This window comes from Bradyrhizobium sp. BRP56 (assembly GCF_020194035.1).
Classification (GTDB): Bacteria; Pseudomonadota; Alphaproteobacteria; order Rhizobiales; family Xanthobacteraceae; genus Bradyrhizobium; species Bradyrhizobium australafricanum.
In genome coordinates, this window is record NZ_JADYVV010000017.1 from 107,965 (window position 1) to 124,001 (window position 16,037).

The 16,037-nt window shown below is 66.5% G+C and carries 14 protein-coding genes and 1 pseudogene; 8 read left to right on the forward strand and 7 right to left on the reverse strand.

The genetic code is table 11. The annotated features are described in order from the left end of the window. Positions 1–104: 104 nt before the first annotated feature. On the reverse strand, positions 105–392 hold the full coding sequence (locus I6F38_RS14810) for a hypothetical protein (RefSeq protein WP_075969423.1): 288 nt from the start codon (positions 390–392) through the stop codon (positions 105–107). A 459-nt stretch (positions 393–851) separates the two neighbouring features. Here I6F38_RS14810 and I6F38_RS14815 point away from each other — a divergent pair, with 459 nt between their 5' ends. From I6F38_RS14815 to I6F38_RS14825, 3 genes are all read left to right on the forward strand, one after another. After that, positions 852–2,153 carry a sorbosone dehydrogenase family protein gene (locus tag I6F38_RS14815; protein WP_225160857.1) on the forward strand — a complete coding sequence of 434 codons (1,302 nt, stop codon included), beginning with the start codon at positions 852–854 and terminating at the stop codon, positions 2,151–2,153. 137 nt (positions 2,154–2,290) lie between these two features. Further along, positions 2,291–2,617 carry a metalloregulator ArsR/SmtB family transcription factor gene (locus tag I6F38_RS14820; RefSeq protein ID WP_092080338.1) on the forward strand — a complete coding sequence of 109 codons (327 nt, stop codon included), beginning with the start codon at positions 2,291–2,293 and terminating at the stop codon, positions 2,615–2,617. Beyond that, positions 2,614–3,117 carry an SRPBCC family protein gene (locus I6F38_RS14825; RefSeq protein WP_225160858.1) on the forward strand — a complete coding sequence of 168 codons (504 nt, stop codon included), beginning with the start codon at positions 2,614–2,616 and terminating at the stop codon, positions 3,115–3,117. The genes I6F38_RS14820 and I6F38_RS14825 overlap by 4 nt, the downstream gene beginning before the upstream one ends. 31 nt (positions 3,118–3,148) lie before the next feature. Here the strand turns inward: I6F38_RS14825 and I6F38_RS14830 are convergent, their stop codons facing one another. From I6F38_RS14830 to I6F38_RS14845, 4 genes and pseudogenes are all read right to left on the reverse strand, one after another. After that, positions 3,149–3,919 carry an SDR family oxidoreductase gene (locus I6F38_RS14830; protein ID WP_225160859.1) on the reverse strand — a complete coding sequence of 257 codons (771 nt, stop codon included), beginning with the start codon at positions 3,917–3,919 and terminating at the stop codon, positions 3,149–3,151. Between the two features lie 158 nt (positions 3,920–4,077). After that, a complete protein-coding gene (locus tag I6F38_RS14835) occupies positions 4,078–4,932 on the reverse strand; it encodes an alpha/beta hydrolase (protein ID WP_225160860.1) in 855 nt (284 codons plus the stop codon). Between the two features lie 40 nt (positions 4,933–4,972). Beyond that, positions 4,973–5,573 (reverse strand): annotated as a pseudogene (locus I6F38_RS14840) (TMEM175 family protein). 33 nt (positions 5,574–5,606) lie between these two features. After that, entirely contained in the window at positions 5,607–6,302 is a 696-nt protein-coding gene (locus I6F38_RS14845; protein WP_225160861.1) for an alpha/beta hydrolase, read from the reverse strand. 186 nt (positions 6,303–6,488) lie between these two features. On the opposite strand from I6F38_RS14845, the gene I6F38_RS14850 reads away from it, so the two are divergent. From I6F38_RS14850 to I6F38_RS14865, 4 genes are all read left to right on the forward strand, one after another. Further along, the gene (locus I6F38_RS14850; protein ID WP_225160873.1) at positions 6,489–7,103 is read left to right on the forward strand and encodes an ABATE domain-containing protein; all 615 of its coding nucleotides are present in this window, start codon (positions 6,489–6,491) and stop codon (positions 7,101–7,103) included. Between the two features lie 86 nt (positions 7,104–7,189). Further along, a complete protein-coding gene (locus tag I6F38_RS14855; protein ID WP_225160862.1) occupies positions 7,190–7,876 on the forward strand; it encodes a haloacid dehalogenase type II in 687 nt (228 codons plus the stop codon). A 178-nt stretch (positions 7,877–8,054) separates the two neighbouring features. Beyond that, positions 8,055–8,402: a hypothetical protein gene (locus I6F38_RS14860; protein WP_076827336.1), complete on the forward strand. Its 348-nt coding sequence runs from the start codon at positions 8,055–8,057 to the stop codon at positions 8,400–8,402. Between the two features lie 342 nt (positions 8,403–8,744). Then, positions 8,745–10,793, forward strand: coding sequence for a DEAD/DEAH box helicase (locus I6F38_RS14865; RefSeq protein WP_225160863.1), 2,049 nt, complete (start codon positions 8,745–8,747; stop codon positions 10,791–10,793). Between the two features lie 261 nt (positions 10,794–11,054). Here the strand turns inward: I6F38_RS14865 and I6F38_RS14870 are convergent, their stop codons facing one another. Next, positions 11,055–12,548, reverse strand: coding sequence for a sensor domain-containing diguanylate cyclase (locus tag I6F38_RS14870; RefSeq protein WP_225160864.1), 1,494 nt, complete (start codon positions 12,546–12,548; stop codon positions 11,055–11,057). 115 nt (positions 12,549–12,663) lie between these two features. Here I6F38_RS14870 and I6F38_RS14875 point away from each other — a divergent pair, with 115 nt between their 5' ends. Next, entirely contained in the window at positions 12,664–12,921 is a 258-nt protein-coding gene (locus tag I6F38_RS14875) for a hypothetical protein (RefSeq protein ID WP_028338908.1), read from the forward strand. A gap of 207 nt (positions 12,922–13,128) precedes the next feature. Here I6F38_RS14875 and I6F38_RS14880 read toward each other — a convergent pair whose 3' ends face one another. Continuing rightward, positions 13,129–16,005 carry an EAL domain-containing protein gene (locus I6F38_RS14880; RefSeq protein ID WP_028333677.1) on the reverse strand — a complete coding sequence of 959 codons (2,877 nt, stop codon included), beginning with the start codon at positions 16,003–16,005 and terminating at the stop codon, positions 13,129–13,131. Positions 16,006–16,037: the final 32 nt, after the last annotated feature.

A 16,037-nucleotide genomic window follows, 5' to 3' on the forward strand; every position in this document is an offset into this window, starting at 1 on the left:
AGCAGAAAAATCGGACCTCACGTTGCCACGTTTGCATACGTGGAACGTGGAACAGCAAAAAGGCCCGCCGCTCAAGCCGAGCGACGGGCCTCAAATTCGCGGGCCTACCAGCGCCTGTAGACGCCGGTCAGCGTACCATTGTTGTTCCCTTCAGGACCCACGTCGCCCTGGGTCGAGCTCGGCGTCGGGTGGTTGGTGCCGTTGAACGAACCGTACCAGCCCGGCTCCGCTGGAGAGTACATCACGTCAGGCTGCACGGCCTGATAGCGGGGGCCGCCGTAATATCTCGGACCAGGGTTCCCATAAGGATAGTAGCCTTGTGCGAACGCGCCTGCCGTTGTTGCGATCAGGGACGCCGCGGCGAGGGACAATATCTTGGTCTTTCGTTGCATTCACACTCTCCTTGCTGGTGTCCCGACCAACGACCGCCATGGAGCGGCGTTCCTGATCTGCCATGCATCTCGCAAAGGCAAATCTGCGCGAGCGTGGGATCAGGTTCTTGTGAAGGGGCTTGTGTTCCGGGAGGGCACTGCCGGGCTCTGCCCGGCAGGATGCATCCGTCGCCGGCGCGTTATGCTTCTATGGCTATAACGGCGGATGCGCGAGCGGCGCCTCGAAAAGCCGGGGCGGTTCGTAAAAGGAAGCCCGCCACTGCGGCGGGCAAGGTCTCAGGGAGGAAAGCGCCCTGACAAGGGAGCGTGCAGCCAGTCTCCCCGATTCGTGCGCGGCTGCGAAGATCGTATAACTACTGTCATCAGGGCCGGCATTATGCGAATGCTGCTGCGGGCCGCGGCCGGTCGGCAAGGGAATGACAAGGCGCGCTAACACTGCGCAATTACAGGGGAAGTTTCATGAGCACGTCTGGAGTTTTTGCCCGCGTCGTCGCGGCGATCGGGGCCGGCGCCCTGGCGTGGCGGCGGATGCAGGGCGCGCAGCCCGCGCCCGCCTGGGGTAGCGCGCCAGAGATCCCGCAGGCCAAACCCCAGGGCGCGATCCCGACGCTCAAGATGCCGACGGCGCGGGGGTGGGACAAAGACCAGAAGCCGGTCGCCGCGCCCGGGCTCAAGGTCAACGCCTTTGCGGCCGGGCTCGATCATCCGCGCTGGATCAATGTGCTGCCCAACGGCGACGTGCTGATCGCGGAGGCGACGCAGATCGCAGGAAAGCCGCGCAGCGTCTTCCACTACGCGATGCAGGCGACGATGCGGCGCGCCGCGGCGCTCGGCGTCAGCGCCAATCGCATCACGCTGCTGCGCGACCCTGACGGCGACGGCGTCGCCGAAAGTCGCGGCGCCTTCATGGAGGGTTTGAGCCAGCCGTTCGGCATGGCCCTGGTCGGCGACACCTTCTATGTCGGTAACACCGACGGCGTAGTGGCGTTTCCCTACACCGCGGGCGCCGATCGCATCACCGCGCCGGGACGCAAGCTCGTCAGCTTCAAGCCCGACGGGCACTGGACGCGCAGCCTGCTGCCGAGCGCCGACGGCAAGAAGCTTTATGCCGGCGTCGGTTCGCTCAGCAACATCGCCGAGAACGGTTTTGCGGTCGAGGAAGGCCGCGCCGCGATCTACGAGCTCGATCTCGCAGGTGGCACCAGCCGCATCTTCGCCGGCGGCCTGCGCAACCCGGTGGGCATCGCATGGGAGCCGACCACCAATGTGCTCTGGACCGTCGTCAACGAGCGCGACGGCCTCGGCGACGAGACGCCGCCGGACTATCTGACCTCGGTGCGTGACGGCGGCTTCTACGGTTGGCCCTATTGCTACTGGGGCAAGACGGTCGACGATCGCGTGCCGCAGGATCCGGCGTTGGTCGCCAAGGCGATCCAGCCGGACTACGCGCTCGGCGGCCACACCGCCTCGCTCGGCCTGTGCTGGATGCCGCAGGGCACGCTGCCGGGTTTTCCCGACGGCATGGTGATCGGCCAGCACGGCTCGTGGAATCGCTCGACGCTGTCAGGCTACAAGGTGGTGTTCGTGCCGTTCGCGGACGGCCGTCCCGCAGGGCCGGCGCGCGACATCCTGTCGGGCTTCCTCGCGCCCGACGAGAAGGTGTCGTACGGCCGCCCGGTCGGCGTCGCGCTCGGCCCCGACCGCTCGCTGCTGGTGGCCGACGACGTCGGCAACGTGATCTGGCGCGTGACGGCGGCGTAAGCGCCTGCACTTGCGGCAAGACGACTTGAACGGCGCGGCTTCGATCGGAGCCGCGCCGTTTCATTTGGAACCGAGCGTTCGCCTTGACTTACCGTAAGTGTAGACTTACGTTAAATCCGACAACGGACGACACGATCATGATCAGCGCAGAACGCGCGCTCGACGCGCTGGGAGACCCGACCCGTCGCATGGTGTTCAAGCGGCTGCGCGAGGGCAATCGATCGGTGCAGGAGATCGCGGACGGCCTCAAGGTCAGCCGCCCGGCGGTGTCGCAGCATCTTCGGGTGCTGAAGGACGCCGGCCTTGCCGTGGTGCGGATCGAAGGCACACGGCGGCTCTATGCCATCGACACCCGCGGACTGGAGAGCCTGCGCGGCTGGCTCGACGGATTCTGGGACAAGACACTCACCGCCTTCAAGCAAGCGGCCGAACGCGAAGCCGCCAAAGAGAGGAGATCCCGATGACGATGCAAGCGACCTCCGACAATTACGATCCCTACAGCGTCCGCAAGGCGATGAACGTCGAGGCGCCGCCGGCGGTGGCCTGGCGCGTCTTCACCGAGCAGATGGGCACGTGGTGGCCGCTCGCGCATTACAAGATCGGCAAGACCAATGCGGTCGATGCAATCATGGAGCCGCGCGTCGGCGGCCGCTGGTACGAACGCGGCGACGACGGCAGCACCTGCGATTGGGGCAGCGTGCTGCTCTGGGAGCCCCCGTCGCGCCTCGTGCTGTCGTGGGACATCACCGCGGACTGGCAGTACGATCCGAACCTGAAGACCGAGATCGAGGTCCGCTTCATTGCCGACGGCAAGGACGCCACCCGCGTCGAGCTCGAGCACCGCAAGCTCGACCGTTACGGCGCCCGCGCCGCCGAGATGCGCCGCATCTTCGATACCGAAGGCGATTGGGGCCGCCTGCTCGAGATGTTCGCGGCACGCGCCGCGCAGGGGCCGAAAGCATGACCGCGCGCGCATCGGCAATAGCGCGGCGATGTCAGACAGTCCTGATCTCGCCGCCATCGATGCGCAGCACGGTGCCGGTCATCCAGCGCGCCGGCGGCGACACGGCATAGGCGACGAGGTCGGCGATCTCCTCCGGCGTGCCGAACCGTCTGATGCCGGCCTGCCTGAGGAAACCGGCCTTGGCGGTATCGATATCGACCTGCCTGGCCGCCGCGGCCTTCTCCAGCATCGCGAGGCGGCGTCCGGTCATCACGGCGCCCGGCGACACGCAGTTCACCTGCACGCCGTCGTCGATGCCGCGCTCGGCGAAGGCTTTTGCAAGTGCCTCGATCGCGGCGTTGATCGTGCCCACCGCGGCGGCGCCGGCGCGGGGCAGCACGGCGGCATTGCCTGACGTGAAGATGACAGCGCCTTGCGACGCTTTCAGCGCGTCCCAGGCGCGGATCGTCAGCCGCCTGGCGCCGTGGAATTTGAGCGCGAGGCCGGCGTCCCATTGCTGGTCGGTCAGCTCGAACAGATCGAGCCCGGGCACTGAGCCTGCGACATTGACCAGCGCGTCGATGCGGCCGAAGCGATCCAGCGTGGCCTTGACGATTTCATCGGCGGCATCGGGCGCGGCGAGATCGAGCTCGAGCGCCAGCGGCGTGCTGCTGCTGGCTTCGATCTCGTTGCCGACCTCGCGCAGCCTCTCGCCGCTGCGCGCGACGAGCACGATGGCGGAAAAATCCCGCGCGAGCCGCAGCGCGGTGGCGCGTCCGATGCCGGAGCTGGCGCCCGTCACGATGGCGACGGATTGGGTCATGTGTACTTCCTTGGAGTGGTCGGCGTGACTGAGTGGATGTGAGCCCGTCATTGCGAGGAGCGACAGCGACGAAGCAATCCATCCTTCCGTTGTGCGGAGCTATGGATTGCTTCGCTTCGCTCGCAATGACGCGGATGGAGTTGTCGCTGCCGCCACCTTCAGCGGCTCAGGAACTCGCGGATGGCTTGCGCGATCTCGGCGGCGTGCGTCTCCAGCGCAAAATGGCCGGTGTCGAAAAATTTGACCACCGCCTTCGGATTGTCGCGCCTGAAGGCCTCGGCGCCCGGCGGCAGGAAGAACGGGTCATTCTTGCCCCACACCGCGAGGAACGGCGGCTGGTGGGTGCGGAAGTAAGTCTGGAAGGTGGGGTAGAGCGCGACGTTACTCTTGTAGTCGCCGAACAGATCGAGCTGCACGTCGTGCGCGCCGGGCCGCGCCATGTAGTAATTATCGAGGTTCTGCCCGTCCGGCGACACCGTTTGCGGATCTGATGTGCCGTGGGTGTACTGCCAGCGCGTGGTCTCGGGCGTCAGGAAGGCGCGCAGCGCGTCGCGGTTCGCCGGCGAGGGATCCTGCCAATAGGCCTTGATCGGGGTCCAGCCGTCGCTGAGGCCTTCCTCATAGGCGTTGCCGTTCTGTGAGATGATCGCCGTGATCCGCTCCGGACGCTTGACCGCCAGGCGGAAGCCGGTCGGCGCGCCATAATCGAACACATAGACCGCGAAGCGATCGACGCCGATCACCTCGGTGAAGCGATCGATGACGCCGGCGATGCTGTCGAAAGTGTAGTTGAACTTGTCGCGCGGCGGCATGTCCGACTGGCCGAAGCCGGGCAAATCCGGCGCCACGATGTGGAATTTGTCCGCGAGTTGCGGGATCAGATCGCGGAACATGTGACCCGCACTCGGGAAGCCGTGCAGCAGCAGCAGCTTTGGCGCGCCGGGCGAACCGGCTTCGCGATAGAAGATGTTAAAGCCGTCGACATCGGCAATGCGGTATTTGACCTTGGACATCTGTCACTCCTTGTGATCGTGCGTTGGTGAGTTCCGGGACTTAGGATTTGATTTGCTTCGCGAGCCCGCTGATCGCTTCGGGACGCAGATAGAGCAGCAGGGCGCAGCACACGGTGGCAAAGCCCAGCAGCGGCATGAACGGCGCGATGGCGGCGCCGGCCGCGAACACCAGCACGGCGAGCAAGGTGCGACGCTGCGTCCATGTCCGCACGCGCTCGGAGATCAGGCTCTGGTCCGCCTGCGCCAGCACCGCGCGCTCGAAGGCGAGATAGGCGAGGTCGATCAGCAGGAAGATCACCGCATAGACCACCACCGGCGCGGCGGCCATGTGCGATCGCGCGACCCATGCGGTGGCAAACGGCAGCAGCGAAACCGCGAACAGATGCACGAAGTTCAGCCAGATCAACCGCGGCGTCGGCTGCCGCACCAGATGCAGCAGATGGTGATGATTGACCCAGATCACCGCGATGAACAGATAGCTCGCGGCGTAGCTGATCGCGGTCGGCCACAGCGGCAGCAGGTCGGCGAACCGCGAGGCCCTCCGGCGCCTTCAGCTCCAGCACCATCACCGTGATGATGACGGCGATCACCGCATCGGAAAACGCGCCGAGCCGGTCGGCCGAGAGGCGTTTTTCCTGCATGGCAGCTCTCCTGTCCGAAATCGTGGGAAGAGGTCAGTGCTCTGTAACGTTCTCGACCGCTTCCCGGATGATGTCGGTGACGAGCTTCGGCGCGGTGACGATCGGGGTATGATCGACGGGATGTGAGCGCACGGTCGCCCGCATCCGGGCCGCCATGCTGCGCTGGGTCTCGGGCGCGATCATCCGGTCGTCCTCGGCAACCAGGAACCAGCTCGGGACGTCCTTCCAGAGCGGGCGGCCGACCGGCACGGTGATGCAGGCCGGCGAGATCGGCCGCTGCACCGCGGCGAGCACCGCGAGGTCCTCGGACCGGGCGCCTTGCGCGAAGGCCGCTGCGAAAGCGGACTCCGGCAGCCAGATCAGGCCATTGGCGTCGGGCGCGAGCTGCGGCGCGAACGGATGCGGCGGCAGGCGGTAGAATACGTCGGCGACCGTCTCGCCTTCATCCGGCGCCAGCGCCGCGACATAGACCAGCGCCTTGACGCGCGGCGAGCGGGTCTCGGCGATCACGGCGCCGGCATAGGCATGGCCAACCAGCACCACCGGGCCAGCGACGCGGTCCAGGGTGCCGTTCAGCGCGGCGACGTCGTCGGCGAGCGAGGTGAGGGGCAGCGGCGCCGCTACCGCCCTGATGTCCTCGGCATCGAGCGCCGTGATCACCCGCGCCCAGCTCGAGCCATCGGCCCACGCGCCATGCGCAAGCACCACGCTGACATCCTTGTTCGACATCGTCCGCTCCCTCGTTTCAGGCCGGTTCTGACTGTAACCTCTAAAATGCAGTTTGAGAGGTTACTGCGCTTATGATCCAATGCGCGTAACTTGTCAAATGAATTTTATAAGGTTACTATTTTGCGACTGAGGAAGCCGTCAGAAAGCCGCCAGGAGGGCGTCACCGTGCAATCCCATCCGCCCGCGATGTTCATCGCCGACAGCCTGGGCCTCGATTTCATCAATTCGATTGCGACGCCGGTCGATACGCCGGTCGACTGGATCGCCGATGGCGACGGCCTGTTGCGCTGGCTCGCGCAGGCGCAGCTGGTGCCGCCCGATGTGCTCGACGAGCTCAAGGCGCGCGCGACGCCGGGCGAGCTCGACGACGTCGCCGGTCAGGCCCGCGATTTGCGCGAATGGTTCCGCGGCTTCGTCCGCAAGCATATGGGCCGGCCGCTGGCGCCGCGTGCGCTCAAGGAGATCGAGCCGCTGAACCGGCTGCTGGAAAGCGATCAGGCGTTCAGCCGGATCGTGGCGCATCGCCACAAGGACGGCGATGGCGGCCATGACGGTTTCACGCTGGAGCGGACCCGGCGCTGGCGCTCGGCCGAAACATTGCTGCTGCCGATCGGGGGAGCGATGGCCAGGGTCGTCTGCGAGGAAAGCTTTTCCGACATCAAGGCGTGCGAGGGCCCGGCCTGCACGCTGATGTTCGCCGACCACACGCGGGCGCGTGCGCGCCGATGGTGCAGCATGGCGATCTGCGGCAACCGCGCCAAGCAGGCTGCGCACCGCAGCCGGATGAAGGACAGGGGCTGAGACCACCAAAGCATGATCCGGAAAAGTGCGTAGCGGTTTTCCGAAAAGATCATGCTCAAAACAAAGACCAACAGGAGTCCAACGAAATGGCGGCACTTCCCTTGATCGTGTTCGACGTCAACGAAACCCTGCTCGACCTCGAGACCATGGAGCCGGTGTTCGCGCGCATCTTCAACGACAAGAGCGCGATGCGGCTGTGGTTCGCCAACTTCATCATGTACTCGGCCTCGCTCACCGTCGCGGGGTGTTACGTGCCGTTCACCGATATCGGCGCCGCGGTCATGAAGATGCTGGCCGACACCCGCGGCATCAGGATCGACGATGCCGACAAGCAGGAGCTGACCGAGAAATTCTCCACCATGCCGCCGCACGGCGAAGTGCCCGGCGCGCTGCGCAGGCTGCGCGCGGCGGGCTTGCGCCTGTTCACGCTGACCGACAATCTGCTCGAGGTACAGACCCGGCAGCTCACCCATGGCGGCATCGTCGATCTGTTCGAGCGGCGCTTCTCCGCCGACGGCGTCAAGCATCACAAGCCGTCGCGGCAGGCCTATGGCTATGTCGAGAAGGAGCTCGGGGCGAAGCCCTCGGAGTTCTGCCTGATCGCCTGCCACACCTGGGACACGCTGGGCGCGGTCGCGGCCGGCTGGGAGGCCGCGTTGATCAAGCGTCCCGGCAACGATGTCCTCGGCGTCGGCCCGCAGCCGCAGGTCGTCGGCAATGATCTCGACGATGTGGCCGGTCAGCTGATCCGCCGCTACGGCGCCAAAGGGTAACGACGCCTGACGGATTCCCGCGCGGAGAAGAGGGCAAAACTCCCCTCCAGGCTCGATCGCTCGGAAGCGCATAAAACCGGAATGAAATCCATAGCGGTTCTCAACCATGCCCCTTGAGCTTTCCTCAACTTCCGCGGCCGATGCTGCATCCGCCGCAGGGATCGAAGGAGCTCACAGCATGCCGGCCAAGGGACGAGCGACCGCCACCAACGCCACCGCGCAAGGGCGCGAGGACATCCTTAACGCGCGCGCCATCAGCACGCTGGGCGCCGGCGTCGTCAGCGCGATGAGCGCGGTCGGCGCCGCCGTCATCAAGAAGAACAAGCCGGCACTCGGCAAGAATGCCGATTGGTTCTGGCACATGTTCGCGAAATGCGAGGCCAGGGCCGCGCGCATCGCCGAGCAGGCCGCGCGCGATCCGGAGGCCTGCGGCGATGCCACCTTCATCGAGGTCTATGCCGCGCAATTGCCGAAGCTGATGACGGCGGCGCTCGAGAGCCACGAGAAGGCGCTCAAGGCGAAGTGATGCCGCGTCCGGGGAGTCCCTGCAACGGCGCTCGTCCCGTTCTCGTCCCTCTTGACCTCTCAAATGCGCCAAGGCGGCAAGTAGCGGCGGCTCTCGCCGATCCGACAGTCTTGCGGATCAGGCGAAGCCGTCACCCGCCATCGCGCTGACCGGCCCTACGGCCCCGATCGGGCAGCCCGCTTGATCCGCGCGCCAGCTTTTCTGCGATGGGGCATGGCGATTTGGCGCTTCTTGGCGTAAAGCACCCCAAATCGTCATGCGGCTGTGCCGCTTGCCGGGTACGCAGCTCCAGGTCGTCCCGCTCGACGTTCTGCGCCCGGACCAATCAAGGTTTCCCATCTCGTGCCCTTTCCGACCACAAGTTCGCCGCTCGCCCGCGCCTTGGCTGAGCGCAACTACGATCAACCGACCCCGGTCCAGCTCGCCGTGCTCGCGGACGACGCTGTGGACCGCGATCTCCTGGTTTCAGCCCAGACCGGCTCGGGCAAGACCGTTGCCTACGGCTTGGCCATGGCAAAGGACCTGCTCGACGGCGCCGAGCGGTTCGAGCCGGCCGCCGCCCCGCTGGCCCTGATCGTCGCGCCGACGCGCGAGCTCGCCTTGCAGGTCCAGCGCGAGCTTGCTTGGCTTTATGAACAGGCCGACGGCCGCGTCGTCTCCTGCGTCGGCGGCATGGATCCGCGCCGCGAGCAGCGCGAGCTTGCCGAGGGTGCCCACATCGTGGTGGGGACGCCCGGCCGGTTGTGCGACCATTTGCGGCGCGGCCGTCTCGACATTTCGGAACTCAAGGTCGTCGTGCTCGACGAGGCCGATGAAATGCTCAATCTCGGTTTCCGCGAGGATATGGAATTCATCCTCGAGACCACGCCGGACACCCGCCGCACCTTGCTGTTCTCGGCGACGTTCCCGCGCGGCATCGTCGCGCTTGCCAAGCAGTATCAGGAGCAGGCGTTCCGGATCGAGGTCGCGGGCGACGAAGGCGGCCATGCCGATATCGAGTACCGCGCCATCCGGGTGGCTGCCGACGACGTCGAGCACGCCGTCGTCAACGTGCTGCGTTTCCATGAGGCGCCGAGCGCGCTGGTGTTTTGCAACACCCGTGAGGCCGTCCGGCATTTGCAGGCGGCGCTGCTCGAGCGCGGGTTCTCCGTCGCCGCGCTGTCGGGCGAAATGACCCAGAACGAGCGGACCCAGGCGCTGCAGGCGTTGCGCGACGGGCGGTCGCGGGTTTGCGTCGCGACCGACGTCGCGGCGCGCGGCATCGACCTGCCGAGCCTCGATCTCGTCATTCACGCAGATCTGCCGAAAGACCCGGAGGTCATGCAGCATCGCTCGGGCCGCACCGGCCGCGCCGGCCGCAAGGGCGTCAGCATCCTGTTGGTGCCGCCGGCACGGCGGCGGCGCGCCGAATTGCTGCTCGATCTCGCCGGCATCGATGTGGTCTGGGGCTCTGCGCCGCAGGCGGAGGAGATCCGCAAGCTCGACCATGATCGCCTGCTGCAGGATGCGGTGTTCTCCGAGGAGGCGACATCAGACGATCTGGCGCTGGCGCAGGCCTTGCTCGCCGAACGCGCGCCCGAGGCGATTGCCGCAGCGCTCGCCCGGCTCTACCGCGCGCGGCTGCCTGCGCCCGAAGACATTCTCGATCCCGGCGAGGGACGCGGCCGGGACCGCGACGATCGCCGCGGCGAGCGCGCCTCGCGCCGCGATGATCGTGCCGCCGGGCCGCGATCGAAGACCGGCAAGTCCTCTGCGCGTCATGGCATGGAGGAGGCGACCGTCTGGTTCCGGGCCGCGATCGGACGCCGGAAGAACGCCGAAGCCCGCTGGCTGCTGCCGATGATCTGCCGCCGCGGCGGCATCGACAAGCGCGACATCGGCGCGATCAAGATCATGGACACGACCACCGAGTTCGAGATCGCCTCGCGGGTCGCGGATTCCTTCGCGGTCAAGATCAAGCGTCCGGACAAGGAGGACAGCATCCGCATCGAGCCGCTGGCGGGCGCGCCGCAGGGCGAGGTGCGCGAGAAGCCGGTGCGCAAGTCCTGGCGCGACGATGGCGACGGCGGATACAGCGCGCCGCGCGCCGAGGGGCCACGCGACGAGGGGGCGGGAAAGCGGCGCGGCAAGCCGGATCGCGAGGCCAGAGCGTTTTCGAGCGAAGCCGCGAGCGGTTCGCGTCAGGAATACGCGTCAAAAAAGCAATCCAGGGACTCGTTCCGATCCGATCGGGACGGAAAAGGCTTCAGGCCGAAATCCGGCGACGAGCCGCGGTTCGGAAAGAAAAAGAAGCACCCGGGCAAGTCCAGCCACGCCGGACCCACGCAGTGGCTGGACGTGTCGGCGAAGCCGAAGTTCGGCAAGAAGCCGAAGAAGAAGTGGCGGGGCTGAGGCGGCGCCGCAGCGGCGGGGCAGCGTTCAGAATGCCGATGTATGAGTTTCGACGCCGCAACAAACTCAGTGTCGTCCCGGCGAAGGCCGGGACCCATTACCCCAAATGCTCATTGTTGCGCGACGCTGGGGCCACAGCTCGCTTCGACGACGAGGGCCTGTGGTTATGGGTCCCGGCCTTCGCCGGGACGACGATGCGGAGAGGGCTTCGCGTCTAACTGATTGCCCGTGAAGCCCGGCATTTTGCAGCCGCTTGGCCCCTCACGCCACCAGCGCGATCTTCGGCACGGTTGCGAGCACCGACTGGTTGCGGCCGTTGGCCTTGGCGGCGTAGAGCGCCTTGTCGGCGGCCTCGATCAGATCGGACCATTGCTGGCCCGCGGTCGGCCGCATGCTGGCGACGCCGATGCTGACTGTCGTGATCAGTTCGCCCGCGCACCATTGCTGGACCTTGTGGCGGATGGTCTCGGCCAGGTTGAAGGCCTCGAGCGCGGTCATGTTGGGCAGCAGCACGGCGAACTCCTCGCCGCCGAAGCGCGCCGGGCAATCGCCGGCCCGGCGCACCGCGTCCGAAATGCAGATCGCGATCCCGACCAGCACCTGGTCGCCGGCCTGATGCCCATAGGTGTCGTTGTAGGCCTTGAAATGATCGGCATCGATCATCAATAGCGCGACCGGCTGGCCGTAGCGGCCGGCACGGCGCCATTCGCGCTCGATCTCGCCGTCGAACTTGCGCCGGTTCTTCAGGCCGGTGAGGGCGTCGGTGGTCGCCATCTCCTCGAGCTTGTCCTCGGCGTCGGCGCGGCGAACGATCTCGCGGGCGAGCACCAGCGTTGCGCTGAGCACGAACAGGATCAGAAACGCCATGATCGCGCCGATGCGAATGGCCTCGGTGCGCCAGAGGTTGAAGACGGCTTCGAGCGGCTTGCCGACCACCACGTAAAGCGGCCCGGAGCTGCTGCGCCTGACATAGAGCCGCGGTATGTCGTCGACCGGGCCCTTGCCGGAGAAGGCGCCGCCCACCTTCAGGTTCTCGGCCTTCCAGTCCAGCTGCTGCGCGAGGTTCTTGCCGATCACGTCGAGATCGAACGGCGTCCGCATGATGATGGTGCGGTCGTTGCGCAGCACGGTGATGGTGTCGCCCGGCATGAGGTTCAGCCGTCCGAACAGATCGTGGAAATAGCTGAAGCGGATCGAGCCGACCACGACGCCGAGGAAGCGGCCCTCGTCGTCGACGATGCGCCGGCTCAGCACGATGGCGTAGGCGCCGCGATGCAGCATCGGCCGGCTGATGTAAAGGCCGGCATCGGGATTGTCGCGCTGGACCGTGAAATACTCCTCGTCGCTGCGGTTCTCCGGCCGTGGATCGAGGCTCGCCGCGTCGATGGTCAAATTGCCCTTGGTGTCGAACACCTGGATCGCGCCGAAATGTTTTGCGGTCGCGGCGTGATCGAACAGGATCAGCTGGCGCAGTTCCTTGCTGATATTGCGGATCTCCGGCATCTCGAGATTGCTGGCGACCGCGCGCAGCGACAGGTCGTAGAGCTCGATGTTGCGGCTGATGTCGGCCTCGATCCCCGACGCCAGATTCTCCAGGGTGCGGCGGGCCAGTTCCTCCTCGCCGCGGCGCATGTCGAACATCACGCCAGCGCAGACCGCGGAGAAGCCGAGGACGGTCGCAACCGACGCCGCGATCAGCAGCTTTGCCGATAGCCGCCAGCGCCGCCTTGCGTCGTTTCCCCGTCGAAATGACATGTCCCGCTCCAATGCGCCGTCATGCAACGGGAAATCTTGTTGTCGCCTTAAATGGCGACAGCAGCCGCCGAATGGGTTAACGGGTGGTTGCCGGACTTTTGTCATCGAGGACGTTGTGAACGACTACGACGCATTGCGGGATTATCTGAAGAAGCAGCATCTGCCCGAATTCGTGCTGACCTTCGAGGAGATCGAGGCGATCATCGATGCGGCGCTGCCGCGCGCCGCGCACCGGGCGTCGTGGTGGGAGACATTGCGCAGCCCGCAGGAGAAGATGCCGCAGCGCGAGGCCTGCCTCGAGGCCGGCTACATCGCCACCCGCCAGGCCGACGGCAAGAGCGTCAAGTTCAAGCGCATGCCCAAGCCGCGCTAAGGCGCGATCCTGTAAGGTCGGACAGTCATCGCGGAGAAGGTGCGCTCCCTCTCCCGCTTGCGGGGGAGGGCTGGGGTGGGGGCTCTCTCCGCGAGTCGTTCCATGGAGAGAGCCCCCACCCGCTGCGCTACGCGCAGCGACCTCCCCCGCAAGCGGGAGAGGTGCAGCGAATCCGCAGCAAGACGATGCTAACTTACTTGGCCGAGCTTAGCTCGCGGCTTCCAGCCGCTCCTCGGTGAGGAGCCGGGTCGCGGCATCCGCGTCCATCGGCTCGCCGAAGGCAAAGCCCTGGGCGTATTCGCAGCCGAGCTGGTAGAGCTCGACGGCGTCCGAATCCGTCTCGGCGCCTTCCGCCACCACCTCCATCCCGAGATCGTGGGCCAGCGCGATGATCGATTTCAGGATCACCGGGCGGGTGCCGCGGCTGGTGGTGCGGACGAAGGACTGGTCGATCTTGATGGTGTCGAACGGGAAGCGCTGCAGATAGGACAGCGAGGAGTGGCCGGTGCCGAAATCGTCGAGCGACAGCCCGGTGCCGAGCTCGCGGATCCGCGCCAGCATCTGGGCGGCGTGCTCCGGGTTCTCCATGACCAGCGATTCCGTCAGCTCAAGCTTCAGCGTGCCGCGCGCCACCGAGGAGCGCGACAGCACGGTGCGGATATCGTGGATCAGATCGTGGCGCAGCAGCTGCCGCGACGACACGTTGACCGAGGCGAAGATCGGCTCGCGGGCGCGCATCGCGCGCTGCCACACCGCGAGCTGGCGCGCGGTCTGGTCCATCACGAACATGCCGAGATCGACGATCAGGCCGGTCTCCTCGGCGACGTTGATGAACTCCGACGGTGACATCCGGCCGAGCTTGGGATGATCCCAGCGCGCCAGCGCCTCGAAGCCGGCGATCGCGCGATCCTCCAACCGCACGATCGGCTGGTACAGGATCGTGATCTCCTGCCGCTCGATGGCGCGGCGCAGGTCGCTCTCAAGCGTCAGGCGGTCGGTCTTGCGCGCCCGCATCGCCGGCTTGTAGACGTCGATGCGGTCGCCGCCGATCCGCTTGGAATGATACATCGCAAGCTCGGCGTCCTTGATGATCTCGTCGGTCAGCGGCGCCGCCGGGTCGGACAGCGCAAGGCCGATCGAGGCGGTCAGGAAGATCTCGCGGTCGTTGAACGCGATCGGGGCGCGGATGGTCTTGCGGATGGTCTCGGCGAAATTGGTGATCCGCGCCGGGTCCTGCTCCGACAGCAGGATCAGGCCGAACTGGTCGCCGGCCATGCGCGCCAGCGTGTCCTGCGGCTTGAGGATGCGGGTCAGCCGCCGCGCCAGCGTCAGCAAAATGGAATCGCCGACCGCGATGCCGACGGAATCGTTGACCTGCTTGAAGCGGTCGAGGTCGATCACCATCAGGGTCGGCCGCAGGTTCGGCATGGTCTTGGCGAGATTCGCCACTGCGCCGAGGCGGTCCATGAACAGCCGGCGGTTCGGCAGGCCGGTCAGGTTGTCATGGACGGAGTCATGCAGCATCCGCTCTTCGGAGTTCTTGAACTCGGTGACGTCGGTGAGGGTGCCGACCACGCGCGAGACCTCGCCGTCGGAGCCGACCACCGGCCGCGCCTTGAGCGCGAACCACATGAAGTGGCCGTCGGGCGTGCGCAGCCGGAAATCCTGCACCAGGCGCCCGCGGCGCTGGTCGAGCACGCTGTCGAGCGCGGCGCGGAAGCGGTCCTGGTCGAGCGGGTGCAGCACCTCGAGCCATTTCGCCGCCGGGCCTTCCAGCGTGCCGCGCTTGAGGCCGAGCAGGGCCTCGGTCTCGGGGCTGGTGAACACCTTGTCGGCGGACACGTCCCAGTCCCAGATCAGGTCGCCGGAGCCGGTCAGCGCCAGCGCGCGGCGCTCGACATCGGAGACGACTCCGGTGGTGGCGCCGCCGCCGGCGAAGGCGTGCTGCATCACAGTGAATCCGATCAGCATCACGATCAGCACCAGGCCGCCGAGCAGCGCCGGGCCGACGATGTCGTTGGTGACGGAGCCCGCGACCGTCATGCCGGCCGCGACCACCCAGACCACCAGCAGGAACCAGGTCGGGATCAACAGCACCGCGCGGTCGAAGCCGTGGGTCGAGAGATAGACGATCAGCGCGAAGCCCGCGAAGGCGATCATCACCAGCGACATGCGCGCGATGCCGGAGGCGACCGCGGGATCGAACAGCGCCAGCGCGACCAGCGAGCCGAGGAAGACCAGCCAGCCGATCGTGATGTGCGAGTAGCGGACGTGCCATCTGCTCAAATTCAGATATGCGAACAGGAACACCAGCAGCGTCGCCGCGAGGATCGCCTCGCCCGCCGCGCGCCAGACGCGCTCGGCGTTGTTCGACATGTCGAGCACCTTGCCCCAGAAGCCGAAGTCGACGCCGATATAGACCAGCACCGCCCAGGCCAGCGCCGCGGCGGCCGGGAACATGATGCTGCCCTTGACCACAAACAAGATCGTGAGCACGAGCGCGAGCAGGCCCGAGATGCCGATCACGATGCCCTGGTACAGCGTGAACGAGTTGACCTTGTCCTTGTAGGCGTCGGGTTCCCACAGATAGAGCTGCGGCAGCTTGTCGGTGCGCAGTTCCGCGACATAGGTGACGACGGCGCCGGGATCGAGCGTGATGCGGAACACGTCGGCGGTCGGGCTCTCCTGCCGCTCCGGACGATCGCCGACCGAGGGCGTGATGGTGGCGATGCGCGACAGGCCGAGGTCGGGCCACAGCAGGCCGGACGACACGATGCGGTAGTGCGGCGCAACGATCAGGCGGTCGAGCTGGTCGTCGGTGTTGTTGGCGAGCGCGAACACCACCCAGTTCTGGCCGCCTTCGCGAGCGCGAACCTCGATGCGGCGCACGATGCCGTCGGTTCCGGGTGCGGTGGAGACCTGGATGCGGTCGGTTTCACTGCGCTGATGGTCGAGAACCGCCGTCAAGTCGATCGCCGGCGCATCGCTGCGCACGCTGACCGCGTCGATCGCATACGCGGCAGGCGCGGCGGCAAACATCATGAGGCCCAGCGCGAGCAGCGCAAGGCACCTGATCAGACGCAATGTCAGTACTCCGCGATCGACAAACTGACCGG